The sequence below is a fragment of the Humisphaera borealis genome, assembly GCF_015169395.1.
Lineage (GTDB): Bacteria > Planctomycetota > Phycisphaerae > Tepidisphaerales > Tepidisphaeraceae > Humisphaera > Humisphaera borealis.
In genome coordinates this window covers 5189068-5206878 of sequence record NZ_CP063458.1, presented here as the reverse complement: position 1 = coordinate 5206878, position 17811 = coordinate 5189068, and the positions used below count along the sequence as shown (strand labels likewise).

At 63.2% G+C, this 17811-nt stretch carries 13 protein-coding genes; all 13 read right to left on the bottom strand.

Annotated features, from left to right (window positions below):
- Positions 1–120 precede the first annotated feature (120 nt).
- Positions 121–837 (bottom strand): cbb3-type cytochrome c oxidase N-terminal domain-containing protein, encoded by a 717-nt coding sequence (locus tag IPV69_RS19450; RefSeq protein WP_206291385.1) that lies wholly within the window; start codon positions 835–837, stop codon positions 121–123.
- Positions 834–1055 carry a hypothetical protein gene (locus IPV69_RS19445; protein ID WP_206291384.1) on the bottom strand — a complete coding sequence of 74 codons (222 nt, stop codon included), beginning with the start codon at positions 1053–1055 and terminating at the stop codon, positions 834–836. The genes IPV69_RS19450 and IPV69_RS19445 overlap by 4 nt, the downstream gene beginning before the upstream one ends.
- Positions 1052–3490 (bottom strand): cytochrome-c oxidase, cbb3-type subunit I, encoded by a 2439-nt coding sequence (gene ccoN, locus IPV69_RS19440; RefSeq protein ID WP_206291383.1) that lies wholly within the window; start codon positions 3488–3490, stop codon positions 1052–1054. The genes IPV69_RS19445 and ccoN overlap by 4 nt, the downstream gene beginning before the upstream one ends.
- Before the next feature lie 158 nt (positions 3491–3648).
- Positions 3649–4977: an alpha/beta hydrolase family protein gene (locus IPV69_RS19435; RefSeq protein ID WP_206291382.1), complete on the bottom strand. Its 1329-nt coding sequence runs from the start codon at positions 4975–4977 to the stop codon at positions 3649–3651.
- Positions 4978–5013: 36 nt separating this feature from the next.
- Positions 5014–9048: a PVC-type heme-binding CxxCH protein gene (locus IPV69_RS19430; protein WP_206291381.1), complete on the bottom strand. Its 4035-nt coding sequence runs from the start codon at positions 9046–9048 to the stop codon at positions 5014–5016.
- A 202-nt stretch (positions 9049–9250) separates the two neighbouring features.
- The gene (locus IPV69_RS19425) at positions 9251–9736 is read right to left on the bottom strand and encodes a hypothetical protein (RefSeq protein ID WP_206291380.1); all 486 of its coding nucleotides are present in this window, start codon (positions 9734–9736) and stop codon (positions 9251–9253) included.
- Positions 9723–12254, bottom strand: coding sequence for a pilus assembly protein TadG-related protein (locus IPV69_RS19420; protein WP_206291379.1), 2532 nt, complete (start codon positions 12252–12254; stop codon positions 9723–9725). The genes IPV69_RS19425 and IPV69_RS19420 overlap by 14 nt, the downstream gene beginning before the upstream one ends.
- A gap of 286 nt (positions 12255–12540) precedes the next feature.
- Entirely contained in the window at positions 12541–13161 is a 621-nt protein-coding gene (locus IPV69_RS19415; RefSeq protein WP_206291378.1) for a TadE/TadG family type IV pilus assembly protein, read from the bottom strand.
- A 160-nt stretch (positions 13162–13321) separates the two neighbouring features.
- Positions 13322–14131 carry a prepilin peptidase gene (locus IPV69_RS19410; protein ID WP_206291377.1) on the bottom strand — a complete coding sequence of 270 codons (810 nt, stop codon included), beginning with the start codon at positions 14129–14131 and terminating at the stop codon, positions 13322–13324.
- 151 nt (positions 14132–14282) lie between these two features.
- On the bottom strand, positions 14283–14462 hold the full coding sequence (locus tag IPV69_RS19405) for a hypothetical protein (RefSeq protein ID WP_206291376.1): 180 nt from the start codon (positions 14460–14462) through the stop codon (positions 14283–14285).
- A gap of 117 nt (positions 14463–14579) precedes the next feature.
- Positions 14580–14780 carry a hypothetical protein gene (locus IPV69_RS19400; protein WP_206291375.1) on the bottom strand — a complete coding sequence of 67 codons (201 nt, stop codon included), beginning with the start codon at positions 14778–14780 and terminating at the stop codon, positions 14580–14582.
- A 59-nt stretch (positions 14781–14839) separates the two neighbouring features.
- Positions 14840–16120, bottom strand: coding sequence for a CpaF family protein (locus IPV69_RS19395; RefSeq protein ID WP_206291374.1), 1281 nt, complete (start codon positions 16118–16120; stop codon positions 14840–14842).
- Between the two features lie 253 nt (positions 16121–16373).
- On the bottom strand, positions 16374–17543 hold the full coding sequence (ribD, locus tag IPV69_RS19390; protein ID WP_206291373.1) for a bifunctional diaminohydroxyphosphoribosylaminopyrimidine deaminase/5-amino-6-(5-phosphoribosylamino)uracil reductase RibD: 1170 nt from the start codon (positions 17541–17543) through the stop codon (positions 16374–16376).
- Positions 17544–17811 lie beyond the last annotated feature (268 nt).

Genomic DNA, 17811 nt, shown 5'->3' with positions numbered 1-17811 from the left:
CGCGGGACGTGGGAGGTTCCCTTAAAACCCATTCGACAAAGGCCGTCGGAGGCGAGCGCCTGTGACGCCCGTCTCCGACGGCTGCTGCATGATTCTGACCTTGATCGCAGCCTCTGATCGCTACTTTGCCGGAACCGTTGTCGGGAGTGTCGCGGCAAGGGTTGCCGGGCGGGTCGTGGCCGGACGAGTCGTTGATGGCATCGTCATGGGCGCGGTCGATCCCCAAGGAGGGATTGCAACGCCTTCCATCGGCTTGCCACCCGGAACGTTGGTGCCTCGCAGAGACGCAACAAACGCCGCCACCCGGATAATGTCATTCGGCGGCATGCGGGCGAAGGAAGGCATCGCACCGTTCTTCGCTCCGCTGCGAATCAAACGCGGAATGTCGTCAATTGTCCGGATGTTGATGTAAACATCGTCGGTCATGTTCGGCCCGACCTGGCCCGAGCCGTTGGGCTTATGACACAGCGCACAGTTGGCCGCAAAGATCGCCGCCCCGGCCGATCGAACCTTGTCATCGTGGATGTAGCCCAGCAGGGAGTTCACGTCGTCCCGCAGCGGCTTGGCGTTCTGCAGGCGAAGTTCCAGTTCGCGGGCCTGCTCGTAAGCGACAACCGGCGCGTGCCGACCGCCGCTGACAACATCGACCGTGACGTAGACCAGCGAGAACGCGATGGTGGCGACGAACAGCCACTTCCACCATCCCGGCATGGGGTTGTCGTACTCCTGAATGCCGTCGTAGGCATGATCGGTCAGGAGGTCGGGACCCGGACCGACGAACGGAGCACCCGCTGGAGGCGCACTCGAGTCTGGCTTGGGGGGCTGCGTGTCACTCATCGCCGTTCCTCCTTCGCCTGCCCCTGCACTTGCTTGGATGCCACGCCGTCTTCAGCCAGCGGAAGTGCCGACCAGCGACGGATATCTTCGCGCTGCTGGGCGGCCGCCCAGATTGCCATCGAGATGAACGTGACGAAGAAGATCACCAAGGCGGTGACGCCGAGGGACGTCAGATCCAGCGCCTGAAACGATTCTTTGTACATGATCGCGAGCGTCATCGGTTGCCTCCCTCGGCGTTGGCTGGCTTGGTTGTACTGGTCACCGTCGTGGTGGGTGGAGCGACCGGCGCGGTCGCCGGTAGTGTGGCGGCGGGCTGCGTCGCCGGCATTGTCGCGGGGTCAGCGACGGGCGGCACCTTCGCCGCAGGAGGAGGCGGGGGAACGGCCGGCCCCGGCGGCGGCGGCTCGAACAGATCCTTGCCCAGCCGTTGCACATAAGCGATCAGCGCGACGACCTTCTTCTGCTCAAGTCCCGGAGGGCCGCCCTGCTGTGCGATGTTCGCGGCGATTCGGCCTGCCTGCACCTTTGCCGATTCCGACGCCCCTGCCCGATCAGCATCGGTATAGGGCACACCCAAGGCCTGCATCGCTCGGACGCGCAGGGCGATCGACCCGAAATCGGTGTCCTGATCGCTGAGCCATGCATACGGCGGCATGATCGAACCCTGCGTCACTTCGCCCGGAGCAAGGAAGTGCTGGTAATGCCAAAGGTCCGACTTTCGGCCGCCTTCCCGCGCCAGGTCAGGCCCGATGCGCCGGCTGCCCCACTGGAACGGGTGGTCGTACACGAACTCGCCGGGCTTGGAGTACTCGCCATACCGCTTGGTCTCGGCCAGCATCGGGCGAATCATCTGGCTGTGGCAGTTGTAGCAGCCTTCGGCGAGATAGATGTCCCGGCCGGCCAGTTCCAGGGGCGTGTAAGGCTTGACCGATGCGATCGTGGGTACGTTCGAGCGGACGAGGAACGTCGGAATGATCTCGAACAGAGATGCGACCGCCACCGCGACAATCACCAGCACGGTGAACTTCAGCGGGAGTCGCTCCCAGCCTCGGTGCCACCAAAGCGTGGTCCAGTTGGCCAGGCGGCTGGCGGCAGCGACGATACCGGTTCCCAGCACTTCCGGCCGGGCGTCGACGATCGCTACATGTTTCGCGAGCGCGGGTGCCGAATGGGTGGGTTCTTCGTAAACCCGTGGCCGCGACCGCCAGGTCATGAAGAAGTTGAGGCCGCCGATCAGCGCACCGGCCAGGAACGTCGTTCCGCCGAGGATGCGCAGCATGTACATCGGCCGGATCGCCTGCACGGTCTCGACGAAGTCGGGATACTGAAGCTGTCCGGCCTCGGTAATCGCCCGGAACATCAGGCCCTGCGTGATACCGGCGACGTAAATCGGGATGACGTAGAGCAGAATGCCGATGGTCCCGAGCCAGACATGGGCATTGACGAGCTTGGGGCTCCAGATCTTGGTCTGGAACAGCCGGGGCAGCATCCAGTAAATCATCCCGAAGGTCATGAAGCCGTTCCAACCCAATGCGCCGGCATGGACGTGGGCGATCGTCCAGTCGGTGTAGTGGCTCAGGGCGTTGACGCTCTTGATGCTCAGCAGCGGGCCTTCGAAAGTCGACATGCCGTAGAACGTGATACCGACGACGAAGAACTTGAGCACGGGATCGGTGGTCACCTTGTTCCAGGCACCGCGGAGCGTCAGCAGGCCGTTGATCATGCCGCCCCAGCTGGGCATCCAGAGCATGAGCGAGAACAGCATGCCAAGGGTTGAAGCCCAGTCCGGCGTCGCCGTGTAGTGAAGGTGATGCGGACCCGCCCAGATGTAGAGGAACACCAGCGACCAGAAGTGGACGATCGACAGCCGGTAGCTGAACACCGGCCGTTCCGCCGCCTTGGGCAGGAAGTAGTACATAAGGCCGAGGAAAGGCGTCGTCAGGAAGAACGCGACGGCGTTATGGCCGTACCACCACTGCATGAACGCGTCCTGCACGCCGGCATAGATGGAGTAGCTCTTGAACAAGCCGGCGGGGACGACAAGGTTGTTGAAAACGTGCAGTACCGTGACGGTGACGATCGTCGCGATGTAGAACCAGAGCGCGACGTACAGGTGCCGCTCGCGGCGGTTTTTGAGCGTCATGAAGAAATTGACGCCGAAGAAGCCGAGCCAGACCACGGCGATCATCAGGTCAATCGGCCATTCGAGCTCGGCGTACTCCTTGCCCTGCGTGACGCCCAGGGGCAGCGTGAGTGCTGCCGAAACGATAATCAGCTGCCATCCCCAGAAATGCGCCCGCGAAAGCTTGTCGCTCCACATCCGGGCCTTGCAGAGCCGCTGCGTCGAGTAGTAGATGGCGGCAAAAAGGGCGTTTCCGGCGAACGCAAAGATCGCGGCATTGGTGTGGAGCGGTCGCAGCCTGCCGAACGACAGAAACTCGAGGCCGAACGATGTCTGCGGCCACACCAGTTGCACCGCAACGTAAAGCCCGACAAGGAACGCAACGATGCCCCAGACGTAGGTCGCAACGAGAAAAGCGCGTACGGTCTTGTCGTCGTACCGATAGGTTTGCAACGCACCGGCAAGCCGGTGAGCGTCCTCTGGTTGATGCTCGGCAGGGAAAGCCGCGGAAGAGTCCAGTACTTCGGTCATGCTTCAGGATCCGGTGACGAGGTAAGTGCCGCCACATGCGCACTGCACACAGGTCCCGGACGAGAAGCACAGGTTAAAAGTTCAATCGGCGGTTCGAGCCGTCGTTTCCGCGCCCCGTGAATGTGGCCCAGCTCAGCCGCCCAGTCCAGCGGTAGCCGCTACTGCGGCTGGCTCCCCGTCTTCAGACTCGAAGCTTTGCCCGGCAGAGGTGCGACAATCTGCACGGGGCTCGTCACCATCGCACCGCGCTCGTCGGTCAGCGCAATGAACCAGGTGTTCGCATCGGCCGGTGGTATGGCTACCGTCACCACGCCGGGTGCGATATCCGACGGAATACTGTTCCAGAGCCGCTTGGAACGAATCTCATTGCCCGTCGTGTAATGGAGGACGGCCGACTTCAGAGGAACCGCGCTGGTGTACGCCAGCCGAACCTTTCCGCCGTCGATCGTGAGCGGGCCGGGGACTGCCAGTGGCTTGCCGTCGCGGCAGAACGAATCGATGAACAGGCCGATTTCCTGCGGTGCCCAACCCGGCGGGTGGCCGTGCTTCATGTTGACTTCAATGCGCATCTGCTTCGGGCCGGGAACCGCCTGAAAGCTCTTCTGGTAGCTGTCGAGGGGGTAATGCACATCGTTCGTGCCGTTGACGAACAGGATCGGCACCCGGCATCGCGGCAACAGGCTTGACGGGTCATATTCCCTGACCCATTGGTCCCGGCGGTCGCCGAGCTTGTCGATTGACGGCTTCTGGACGGATTCGCCTTCGTGGAGAAAGCCGCACCCGTAGACCGGTACCGCGGCCTTGAATCGGTCGTCGAGCGAGGCGACGAGGCAGGTGGTGTACCCGCCCCAGCTGATGCCGGTGACCGCGGTCCGGTCGGCGATCACTTCGGGGAAGGAGCGGAGAAGCGAGTGAGCCCGGATGACACTGGCGGCGGCGTGATAAGGCCAGTCGTCGGAGATGTCGCCGCCGATGCTGTCGAACTTCTCGGGATGCCCCTGATTCGGACCGCCGTTGGGCAGGCGGGTTCGGGTATCGGCTTTTGCGGTCTGGTTCAGAACGGGGACGCCGTTGGCATCGTAAACCGGATCGATCGGCTTGCAGCCGCCGAGGTCCATCGCGATCGCCGCATATCCGCGTCTGGCCCAGAGCCAGGCCCATTCGGCGAACGCCGTCCCCCCGCCGCCGTGGATCAGGACCACGCCGGGGAACTTCTCCCCCGCCTTGGCAACACCGAGCGTCGCAGGTGAGGCATAAAACGCGAAGACCTCAGTGTCCTTGCCCTGGTACTTTTCGCCAGCGTACAGCAGCGAATGCACGGGGCCACCCTGCTTGAGCCAACGCATCTTCGGAGGCTGCTTCAGATCGTTGAGATTCCAGGGGCCGACAATCCCGGCCGACTCCACGACAGGCTTGTCGGCACCCTGCAGTCCTGAAACAGGGTTCAGGGCCAGCGCGGCGATGATGAGTAAGGTGATCCGGGACATGCTTACGCACCTGTTCGGACGACGCGTCGAGTGCTTCTATTCCACGATCATCTTCCCACGCATGTTCTGGTGCCCGGGGAAGGTGCACAGGAACGGGTAGACGCCGGGCTTGGTCGGCGCGTTGAACTCGATGACCTCTTCCTTGCCATGATCGATCATCTTGCCGGCCCAGATGATGTCAGGGCTCTTGGGGACGAAATGAACGTCAAAGCCCTTGGCGCCCAACGCCATCGCGCGGAAGGCAACATCCTCGGCCTTGCCGGGATTGACCAGTAGAATGTTGTGCGGCATGAAGTCGGGGTTGGCGAAGGTCAGCTTGATCTTCTTGCCGGCCTTCACCTTCACTTCCTTGACGTCGTACAGCATCTTCTCGGGGATGGTCGCGATCCGGATGGTGGTCAGTTCGGGCGTGTCGGAGAGGATACCCGAGGGCTTGGCCTCTTCGAAAACCGCACCGGCGATGACGCCGCCGTGCTGGCCGGCCTCGACATTGCTCCAGAGGTACTGCACGGTCGCGGCCGCATTGCGGGCGTGCGGCTCAGGGCTCTTGAGCAGCGTGGCCAGCAGTTCGGGGTTGCGCACGTTGTGCTGCTGGTGTAGCCAGAGCGCTTCGAGCAGGTGATGGGCGTCTTCCTTCTTGTTGGGATCGAACTGCTTGATCCATTCCTTCGCTGCAGCGAGGACTTCCTTGGTGTCGCGCTCGCTGAGTTCGACCCGGGTCCGGTGGCGAACACCGTCGATCGGGTGCTTGAGGTTTTCGAGCAGCGCGGGGATCGGCTGGCCGTCGATCGCGACCGGCTTCTGAAGCGGCCGGCCGGTGGCGGTCATGCGATAGATGCGACCGTGGCTGTGGTCGCGGTTGGGGTCACGCACGTTGTGCTGCATATGACCGATGATGACGTTGTGCCAGTCGGCGATGTACAGCGCGCCGTCGGCCCCGAAAATGGCATCGGACGGACGGAAGTTCTTGTCTCCGCTCATCATCAGGCCGCGCGACTTTTCTTCAGTCTTGCTGCCGTCGGCATTGATCACGGTGGCAGTCAGTTCGTCGCCGGCCGGTTCGCCCCAGACCGCACCGGTGGTGGGGTTACGATCAAGGTGGTAGTGCTTGATGCCCAGGAAACCGATCACATTGCAGATCAGGAAGTCCCCCTGCATGGATTCGGGGAAGTTGGCGCTGGAGACGACTTCGCTCGCAGTGACCGGCCGAACTTCCTTCTTCAGAAGTTCGGTCATTTTGAACCCCTTGTCGGTCGTGCGCACCTGAAACGCCCTGCCGCCGGTGCCGTCGGTGGCGTACTGGTAGCCCCAGTAGTCGAACGAAGTTCCGTGCGGGTTGGGCGAGTTGGCCGCGTGCATCGAGATGGCGAAACGGCGTGGGTCGAACCGGTACATCGCCGACGCCCCGGTGTTCAGCGACGGTCCCCACGGATGCTCGTGGTTGTGCTGCATGAACACCCCGCTCTGCCAGTAGATGGCGCCGTCGGGACCGTAGATCAGGTTGTTGGCGCTGTGGTGGGTATCCGATGAGTCGACACCCTGAAGGATGATCTCCCGCACATCGGCGACATCGTCACCGTCGGTGTCTTTCAGGAACAGGATTTCAGGCGCACAGGTGACGATGACACCGCCGTTCCAGAACTCGAAGCCGAGCGGGTTGTGGACCTTGGCGAACTCGGTTACGCGGTCAGCCTTGCCGTCGTTGTTATCGTCGTGAAGGATGAGGATGGCATCGTTCATCGCCTTGAGCGGTTCCCACTTGGGATAGGTCGGCCAGACGGCGGCCCAGAGACGCCCTTTGGTGTCGACCTGCAGCTGTACGGGATTGATGAGCTGCGGGAACCTGGCTTCATCGGCAAACAGGCTCACCTCGAACCCTTTGGCGACGGCCATCTGCTTGATGCCCTCTTCGCCACTGACGTACCGAAGCACACCTTCCTTCTGCGCGTTGGAGCTCTTGCTCTTGCCGCCGACGTTCGAGACCACCGGCACCGGTGCCGGCACGTTGCTGTCGTCGATCGTCTTATCTTTGCCGGCCGCGCGGGCCCAGATGCGCTCGTCGCGGTTGGCCGTCATGACGTCGAGCATCGTCAGTTCGTGCTGAAGAACGACGGCGTTGGTCTGACCGTCGACAAACGCAAGCGTGGAACGACCGCCCCAGACGTCGTTTCCGTCGCGGGCGCGATAGCGGTTGTTCCAGTGGTTGTCCTTATCTAGAACTGCCTGCCGCAATGGCTCGAGCGACTCCGACGCGCTGACATGCTTCGCGAGCAGCGTATGACCGATGACTTCGGCAAGCCGGCGGTTGCCTTCTGCCGTCAGGTGTACGCCGTTGATCGTCAACGGCTTTGCGGCAGACTTGAACAATCCGATCGACGGATGGAACAGGTCAACGTATGCGACGCCCGCTTCCTTTGCCGCGGCTTCGGTCGCCTTGGTGTAGGCTTCGAGCTGTACGTTATGAGCTTTGCCGTCGGGCAGATTGGGGTTGCGGGTGTCTTCGTGGGCGATCGGGCTGAACAGGACGATGCGCGGGAAGCTCTTGCCGTTCGGCCTGGCCGCGCGTGTCTTCTGGACGAAGTCGACGAGTTTCTTGCGGTAGGCATCGGCCTTCTCGACGCCGTCGTACGATTCGTTGTAGCCGAAGAACGCAAAGACGACATCTGGCTTGACCAGCTGCAGATACTCGGTCATCGACGCCTGCCCCTTGCTGCGGGGAAAGGAGTCCGGCCGGTCGCCGCTGGCGCTCATGTTGCGAAAGCGGACCTGCAGTTCGGGCATCTGCGCCTGAAGGACCGTTTCCATCCAGCCGTCGTGCTGCATGCGGTCGGGGAGGCCGTTACCGAGAATCGCTACCGTGTCGCCCTTGCTGAACTCGAAGGGAGTCGGATCGCGGTAGTCGGCCGGGACCGCGACAAGGACCTCACCCGAAGCCGGGGCTGGCTTCTTGGCATCGGCCGGTTTCGGTTCCTTCTTCGCCTGGGCCTTTGGTTCCTTCTTTTCAGCCGGCGCGTTCTTCGCCGGGGCGGCTTTGGCCGGCGCGGGCTTGGGTTCCGGCTTCTTGATGTCATTGTTTGCCGGGATCTGGCTTTCAAAGCCCGCGTACATCTCCGGCTTGACCCCCTTGGCATTGGCGGCGTTGTTGAACGTGTTCGGCTTGAACGGTCCGACAAAGTCGATCGTCAGGTCGGGCTTGATCGCGTCTTCCAGGCCGATCGCCCAGAAGCAGGCGTTGACCAGCATTCGGCGGTAGCCTTCATTGGTGATGTCCTCGGAGGTGCCGTAAAGCGTCGTGAAGACCCGGCCGGCCTTGCCCGATGCCGACTTGTACGTCCGCGTCCATTCCGACGGTTGCGGCGGCTTGGTGGCATCCGGCGGCGAATCGGGTGTCATGCCGTTCAGCGGCTGCGCCATGGTCAGGATATCGCCGTCAGTCGGCTTGCCCACATACGCGCCCACCTGAACCCAGATGTCCTTCACGCCACGAAGAATGGGATGCGATTTCTTGTCTTCGACGATCGTGATCCGCGTGCTCTGTGAGTGGTTCTTGCCGTAGTGGCCGACCCACGTCTGCCCCAGCACCTGATGGCCAAAACCCAGCTCGTAGCCGGCGACTTTGCTGTCGTACGAATACTTGGCAAAGGGGTCGTCCTTGCCGGTCTTGAAACCGTGCGTCGCCGTCCGAAGGCCGATGATTGGACCACCCCGGTTGAGGTAGTCGTCGAAGTGCTTCATCTGCTCTTTGGGGAAGGCCTGGAAGCGCAGGAACACAACAGCCAAGTCGGCGGTATCGAGGGCTTCCATCCCGGGCATGTTCGAGTTGCCCGCGACGATATCGCCCGTTGCCGGATCGATGTTGAACAGCACGGTGCACTTGAAGCCCTGGTGCTTGGCGAGCAGGCGGGCGATCGCCGGCAGCGATTCTTCCGACCGGTACTCATGGTCGCCGGCAAGAAAGACGATGTGCTTGCCCTTGCCGGGGCCTTCGGTTCCTTCGAAGACAAGCGGAGCGGCGTTCGCGCTGGTCGCGAGAACCAGGAGAGCGAGGACGATGGACTTGATCATTGGCATCACGGGACCTTGGGTTTCTCGGTTTCGGTGACTGACATCCGCGGATCAATCGTTACTTCAGGCGCGGACTTCTGTTGTGTGTGTGGTTTGGCAATCGCCTGCCTTGCGGGAACCGCGGCGGCACGTCGGGACAGAGTTGCTCGGGTCCTGGAGTGCGTCTACCACTGTCCATACCCCCCAGATTCACGGGGAAGTACGACCATCACGGTGTCCAGGCCGGTGCCAGACGGAGGGGGTCGGTCAGCTGGCCGTGCGACTCGTTGGCGTAATCGCCGAACCAGCCGCCGGTGACGACGTGATCGGCACTGCCCACCGGATAGCCAGAGTAGTTCCAAGCAGGGCTGATCAGCCCTGCCTTGCCACCGGTTTCGGTGGTCAACGATTCGCGATTGCCCGTCGATATCGTCACCCGGGCGGTTGGCTTGGCGACATGGGTGCGATCGGGAAGACCCGGCCGAACATTGCCGACGCCGCCAATGGGGGTGAGGTCGGAATAGCCGGTGTACTGCGGATCCTGCGCGCTGGTGGCATCGTAAAACGCTTCAAACTCGGCGGTGTTGGCGGTATCGAGCCGGGCGATTGCGATCTTCATCGCGCCGAGCGTCAGCATCAGCAGGGTAATCATCACGACGACCGACAGGACGAGTTCGATCTCGGCCGTGCCGCGTCGCGGGTTAATGAGTGGCAAGCGTCTGAATCGAATCGCTGTCGCTGTTGCCGTTCGCATTCACGCCCCCTTTCTCGAAAAGTCCGCGAAAGTGTTCGCCATCGGCGATTGCCTGTGCCAAGGCGTCGCTGTGGGCGAGCCGGGGTTCCCAGTTCCATCCGCCGGGCGAACCCAGACGCCAGGGGCGCGGCGAGCCGCCCATGTCGCCATGACCGTAGAAGGTGATGCGGTCATACCGATCGCTGGCGCCATACCCTTCCTGGAACTCCATCCAGTTGAAGATCTCGCTTTGGGCAAAAGCAACCATCGGCCCGCTGTCGGTCTTAAAGTACTTGGCAAGCAGTGTGCGTGCGCTGCTCTGATCGGTCGTCAGTGCAGCCGCGAGGGATGTGAAATGCTTCTTCCGCTCGTCGTCGGAGAGGCCGCGCGCCGGAGGGACCTCTTCGGTCGGCGGCGCGATCTCGTACGGCCAAGGCCGACGGATCCACTCGGCGGCAACCTCTCGCGAGACAGTTTCGGCCGCCCGGCGGACGGCGTTCTGTGCCGCCGGCGGTGCCGCCTGCTGGGCAAATTGCCGGGCCCTGTTGTTGATCGTGCTGCGAGGCGTCCCCTGCGGCAGCGATCCGCCCAGAACGCCCAGCGCCCACTGATAAATCTCCTGCTGCAGTCGCCGGGTGACGGGGTTGATGCTGCGCGAATAGATCAGGTTGTAGACGTGCCGCTGTACGTCGGCGCGCATCCCGTCGATCGCCCAGTCGGGGATGTGGTGCAGTTGGTAGGTCGCCAGCACCATGAAATGCTTGTCCGAACCCATCAGCCGAAGCACCAGGTCGCGGTTGCGATCGACATGTCCGAGCCATGTCGCATCGGCGAACCGCTGGGACGAAACATCGGTCAGAGAGTGCAGGTGGTCGTGCATCCGGGCGACGGCGTTCTCCAGCCGACGAAGATCGCTCACGAAATCCCGCAGTTCGCGGTTGTACTCGCGGATGCGGTCATTCACGGCCGTTATCGCATCGCGGTTTGCCTGCGTCAGTTCCTGGGGCAGCGGCAGGCTGGGTATCTGTCTCGGCGGCAACGAGACGCGAGGAGCAGGATTCGGCGGAGGCGTTGTAGTGGTGGGTTCATCCACCTGGTTCGGGAGCGGCGAGATGGTCGGCGGCGACGGCGGCGGATGGACGCGGCCGCGAAGGTCGGACCGAACCCCGTCGATCGCCCGCGGCTCGGTACGCAGCCCTTCGCGATCGCGGTACACGCGATCATTGACGTAACGGTTCAGCGGCGCACAGGGGATTCGGCCCCAGTCGCCGCCGCCGACAGACACGCTGCCACTGTAGGTCGCGTTCTCGAGGACGACACCGTCGACCGAACTACCGCTGCCAGGATGCCAAATGGCGCTGTGGTCTACGTTGACATTGATCGGATCGACATAGACCTCCGGCGACGGACTCCCCCACCGCCTTGCCGTGGCGCCGGGATAGCGCTGGCGGATGCTGTCCTGCACCGTTTCGCCGCCGACAGAAGCCGAGGTGGTCACCGGCGCGGTGACAGGCGTTGGCTCCCCTTCACTTAGCCGCCCGGGAACGGATGCCGACGTTTCCACCTTGTACATCGTCGCCAGCGCGTTGCGCTGTTCTTCAACGACAGCAGGCGTCAGGTCGCGGATCTGGTTCTGGTAGTCGAAGATCTCGAACCGCACCTGACGGAGTTCCTCCGGCGTGGTGGACAAGGCCGGGGCCGTCTGGGCGACCCACTTATCGAGCCAAGATTGTTCGACATCCAGCGTCGCCAGGATGTCTTCGAGCCGAGGCCGAACCTGGTTGGTGATCCAGTCCGAGACGGGCGCACCCACGGGCGTAAAGCTCGACGGCGAAGGGACGGGCGCGGGAGTGCCGGACGCACCGCCGACCGGGCCGATGTAGGTGTCTAGGAGCCAGTCCAGGATGAAGCGGTTCTGCTGAAGCGCCGTGTTCATGTCCTGGCTCAGCCGCTGCGCCTGCTGCGCTTGTAGCAACGGAAGCACCATGTCCAGGGCCCGAAGCACATCGGGTGTCAGCGCGGTAAGTTCCTTCTTGCGCTCCTGCCCACGGCCTTTGCCGCTCCAGGAACCAAATCCCAGCAGTTCTTCGAAGTATTCACAGTCGGGAATGCCTTCCTCTGGCTCGCTTTTTCGGTCGCCATCCCGAAGTTGTATGGCCCGGCGTCGTTCGCCATCGAATCGCTTCTGAATGTCGTTCCGGGTTGGCGTGACCGACCGCAGCATGACCTCGGCCGAGGCATTCTGGCTCATGACGAGGTTGGAACTGGCCGTCAGGTTGGTGGTTCGGCTGACCCACTGGTTGCTCGCGTGGGCCGCCGAATCGGCCGCCGCCTGCACGTGCCGACGACGGGTCGCAAGTTCGCCGGTGTTCCAGACCATCGCGATCAGAAGGACCAACGCCCAGATCGTCATCAGCAGCAAGATGCCCAGGTTCCCCCGGTCGTCGACATGAAACCGCCGATGACACCAGCGAATTGCGGCTTTACATGGGTCTGTCATGAATCGCCTCGTCGAAAACGCTGAATCACCACGGAGGCACGGAGACACGCTCGGTGTACCGCGCACATTTGTCATCCTGAGGTACTTCGAAGGCCCTTGTGTCCAAGACAAGTTATGCCTCGAACGTCGGTTGCGCTATCCACGGGCACAGTCCGGTCGTTTACGTCTCCGCCAGGGATACACGGTCCTTCGGAGTACCGCAGGATGACAACTCGTGCTGATCACCGGTTGCCCTCCGTGTCTCCGTGCCTCCGTGGTGATTTCTCGGCCGTGGCGATGCCTTCGTTCACCGCGACCAGAAATCGTTATCAATCCGCGCCCGCCGGCCGTGCGACGCCTGAACCTGCCGGCGGGCCGACACTTCCCAGAAACGGCCGCTCACGCCGGCGACAGAGGTCTCTCTGCCGGAGACCAGCCGCATCGCGAAGGGTACCGTCAGGCGAAACTGATACGTCAATTCGACCTCGACCGGCGAGCCTTCCGACCCGATGTAGTTGTGCTCCGACGGCGTCCAGTTGACCTGCGTCGCTTCCATCGCGTAGGTGTATCGATTGGCAAAGCTTTCAGGGACTTCGGTGCCGAGTTGCCGCAAGGCATCGGCGACTGCCGACGCCTGCGACGACGCACCGTTCTTTGCTTCCGGGCAGATCGGCGTCAGCGCCAGTCTGGCGGCACGAGCAACATTGTCGGGCTTGTCTTCCGGAAGGCTCGTCATCGCGGCGCGAGCCGCGGTGTCGGCCGCGTGGGAGATCATGATCTTGGCGGTCACGATCAGGGCCAATTGCACGATGATCGCGACAATCAACAGGAACAACGGGAAGGTCATGATGAACGAGACGGCCGCCGCGCCGTCGTCACCGCGGGCGGTGCGGATAATGCGGACGATGATGGAACGGTTTGACGACATTAATGTTCGCAGACCAGGCGCATTCTCACAGACTGACTTCGGTGTCGCCTTTTTGTAGGGTCCGCCTTGGCGGACGCGAACGTCAAACCACGCCGAAGCTGTTACGACCGGTGAAGCACTCGCGTCCGCCAAGGCGGACCCTACGGCGTCACTCGCACCGTTATCCGACACCCGACATCCACCCGATCGCATTCGCGACCAGCGGCGTCTGCGCCAGCATCGTGCCCGCAAGAAGCGGCAAGGCCAAGGGAATCGTTCGCCGGGATGCCGGCTTCTCCTGGTCGTCTGACAACGTCCATCGCCGCAGATAGACCCAGTTCAGCAGGTGGCTCGCCGCGAGCCGGCACGTCGCATTCAGTCGGCCGGCAATCAACAGGTTGACCAGGGCATAGACGACGGCGACCGCCGCTCCGCAGATGAGTACATCCGACGCCCGCGACATCCCGAGCATCGCACCGATCGCGGCCAGCAATTTCATGTCGCCGCCGCCCATGCCGGCGAAGACAACCCCAATCAGGCCGATCCCGCCGAACAGCAGCAGCCCCAGCGCCGACTGCGTCGGCCCCGCCGCCCCGAGCCACTGCGATGCCACGCGCGGCGCGATCTGATTGAGCAAGAGCGCAAGACAATTAACAAGAACCCCAACCAGGACAGCGGTGTAGGTCAGCGGGTTGGGAATGCGGTTGGTCGCGGCGTCAAAACCCGCCGCAATCACCGTCACGCCCAGACACAGGACGGGAAGGAACAGGCCGGATCCAGCAGCGGGGATTCCGCCCGCGCTAGTTGCGGCTGGGCCGCGGACGAGCATCGCCGCCGTCGCCGCTACGGCCGCCACTCCGACCATCCCGCCCCACGCCTCAGCCCAGGGCGTTCTCGCCGTGGCTTTGATATCGGCGGAGATGACGGCGGTGTCGGCGTCCATGATCAATCGCAGTTCGGCGACGAAGTCGAACGACGCAATCTGTGACACGGGCTTCCAGCCCGTGCGTGGTGCGATGGAGTTCAAAGGACGCCCGCAAGAAGATAACTCATTTCGCGTCCCGCCCAACGCACACGGGAGTGGCTTGCGTCATGGACACACGGCTCCATCAGACCGCTGTCCGGCGCGCGACAGCGTCACCCTACGGCTGCAGATCCTGGGTCTGGTCGGTAAACCAACCGACGAGTGTCTTTCGGAACAGCCAGAGCGCGATGATGATCGGCAGCGCGATCAGCGCGATGATCATCACTTTCTCGACCGACATCGCGCCCGACTCGTTTTCGTGCAAGGCTTTGATCTTCCGCCCGATCCGTTTCAGCATAGTTGGCTCCATTCTCCGCAATCCCGTCGCCCCGATACTTGTGGCATTGGCATCTACTCATGCCCGTGCCTGGTTCGCCCTTTGCACGGACAAGAGTATCTGCCCATGCCACAACAGTCACGGAAACGGCGACCGCATCAGACTCGTTACCCGCGTGCCGTAGGTGTTGATCATCTTCAGGAACATCGGCATTAGAAACGCGATCGGCAGCACCACGAACACCATGATCAGCATGTATTCCGTCGAGAGCGCTCCCGAATCACCCGCCAGTCGGCGGCGAAGTCGGCGGAGCGAAACTCGGCATCGTCGGATCAGCATGTCGATGTCACATCCAACGCCCGGTGCACCTGCGGTGCGACCGCTAACCAGTGACCACTTTACCGTCCGCTCATCGGCAACGTTAGCTGCATTTGCCCACCCAAACCGGCCTCGGCGACCGTGGCGAGCGTTCTGGACCGCCCGCCGGTCCAGACGAGTTGCCGGGCGTTGCCCTCGCCTTCCAGTCGGAACAATTCGTTGAGGGCATACTGCTGGGTTGCCTCGTCGAGCGACACCTCGGAGATCGATGATATCAGACGTCTGCCGGAACTGAGACGCTCGGCCTGCACCAGCAAATCCACCGCCGACGCCACCTGCCGCCGCAACGCGTGCAGCGGGATGCCGACGTCGGCCATCATCGCCAGGGTTTCGAGCCGATGACACGCATCGTAAGGCGTTGATGCGTGAACAGTTGCGAGCGCGCCACGGTGACCGCTGGTCATCGCCTGGATCATGTCCAGCGCCTCGCCCCGCCGAACTTCGCCGATGATGATCCGGTCCGGCCGCATGCGCAGCGACGCCGCGAACAGGTCGCGGATGGTAATTTGCCCCCGGCCGTGGGCGTCGGGCGGGCGGGCTTCCATCTGAACGACGTGTTCTCGCTGAATCTGCAATTCTCGCGTGTCTTCGATGACCAGGATCCGCTCGGCCGCCCCGAACGCGGTGGAGAGCACGTTGATCAGCGTCGTCTTCCCGCAGCCCGCCCCGCCGCTGACCATCAGGTTGCACTTGGCCCGGACCGCCAGCAGCAGAAACTCCATCGCCATCGGCGTAATCGCGCCGCGGTCGATGAGAAACTGCGGAGTCCCGCTGGCCTGCGGAAACCGGCGAATATTGATCTGTGTCCCTCTTGCCGCAACGGTGCCGAGAACGACGCATACACGTGAGCCGTCCGGCAGCCGGCCGTCCATGATCGGCCGCTCTTCGGAGATCGGCTGACCGACAAACTGGGCGACATTCCGGGCGGCGGCCTGCACGTCGGCCTCGGAAGGAAAGACCGCCTGGGTCCGCGTGATCTGCCCGGCGCGCTCGACGTAGATGTCGGTCGGGCCGTTCACCATGATCTCGGTCACCTCGGCGTCGCGCAGGAACGGCAACAGCGGGCCGAGAAAGAACTCAAGGCTCGCCTCGAACGCGCGATGAATCGCCGATGTATGCGGCGTTTGTGCCCCGGTGGACGCGGCGACCTGTACCGGCGTCGGCACCTGCGTGGATGTCGCGGCGGGTCGAACGGGCGATCCAGCCGGCGCGTTGGCGGGTCGGGCGACTGGGGTCAGTGCCTGCGACGACGACGCCTGGGCCGCGCCGGGCTGAGGATTGGTTGGGGGGATTCGGGTCATGCGCGGTGCGTGGGATACGTGATGAGTGTGTTGGATTCAGCGCTTTTGGTGCTGGCGTCCCGCCTGCAATGCAGCCGGGACGGCTGCACCACAACGACGCCGATTCACGCGCACTCATTTCGTCGCCGTCGGCATTCTACTCGCACAACGCGAATTCGCAGCAGGCGTTCAAACGGGTACGAGAAATCGACCCGATTTCGACAGACGGAGCCGGGCCAGGCGGATGAAGCGAACCCGAACACCCCACGCCCGATCAACTCGGCGTCGAAGACGCCAGCACCAGGTCCGCAGACGCGGACACCGCGTAAGGTCGATCCGTCGCGGCATCGATCATGGGCCGGCGGTACTCGGTGAGCTCATCGTCGCCGACACGGATTGTTCCCGACGGTACCAGTTGGGCGGGGATCGTCGCCGCGGCCGGTGCGGTCGAATCGTTCATGCTCGTCAGCGATCGGAACACCCAGACACGATTCGCTACTGCCAGAAAGCTGCCAGCTAACGTGGGGCCGGGCTCCATAAAGAGGTCACGAACGCCGAGTTCCTCGCGAATCAGTTGCAATGCCGCGAAGGCTTCGAGTTGGCCGCGCCTGCCGAAATGCTCACTGCAATGAACTGCTACGCCTCGCTCACGAAGTTCCTCCGCGTGACGGGAGTTTGTGCGGCATTCGTCATGGATGACCGCCGTCGGCCAATCCTTCGCCGTCGACACCAGCTTCGATGTCAGCGGCAGCCGCAGTTGCGGATCGAGCACGATCCGCAGCGGCTTACGCCGCAGGGGTACATCGCGTGGCGTCAGCATCGGGTCGTCGATCAACGCCGTGCCAATGCCGATGACAATCGCATCCGATCGGGCCCGGAGTTGATGCACCAGCCGTGACGACTCTGGCCCGCTGATCTGTGTTCGCTTCCCGCCGGGGCCGGCCACTTTGCCGTCGGCCGACTGTGCCCACTTCAATGTCAGGTAGCTGTCGTGCTCGACCGATCGCAGGAACGGCTCGATCAGTTGTTTCGCCTCGCCTTCACAGACGCCGTTGGTCACCTCGATGCCGGCGGCGCGGAGCATGGCCACGCCGTTGCCGTTGACGGCAGGGTTGGGATCAAGGCAGCCGATGACGACTCGGGCCACGCCGGCCTCGATAAGTCGCGGCGCGCAGGGCGGCGTTTTCTTATTCGTGTGGCAGCAGGGTTCGAGGGTGACATACGCCGTCGCGCCGGCGGGCGAGTTGCCCCGCTCGCGGCAGTCGGCCAGTGCCGACGGTTCGGCGTGCGGGCCGCCAAACCTCGCGTGGTACCCCTCGCCGATCACCTGCCCGTCACGGACGAGCACGCAGGCGACCATCGGGTTGGGCTCGACCATTCCCCGCCCGTTCATCGCCAGGCGGATGGCACGGCGGAGAAAGAGTTCGTCAGTCGCGGCAGGCATAAGGGAAGCATAGGGGACGCCGGGATCTGAATACAATCGAGCCGCGAGGGGCAGGGATACAAACGGTGCCTCGGCACGCAAGTTGGTGCCACGGGTCGCTGGTACTCCAGAGACCCGTGCGGACGACGTGACCCGCGCACGGGTCTGCGGAGTACCGCCGACCCGTGGCACCCGATGCCGCTAAGCGAAGTCTCGTTGGTTGGAGCTCAATCCCCACAATTCCAGCAGGAAGGCTCGAAGTCACGAAGGCCACGAGGGAACATCAGCA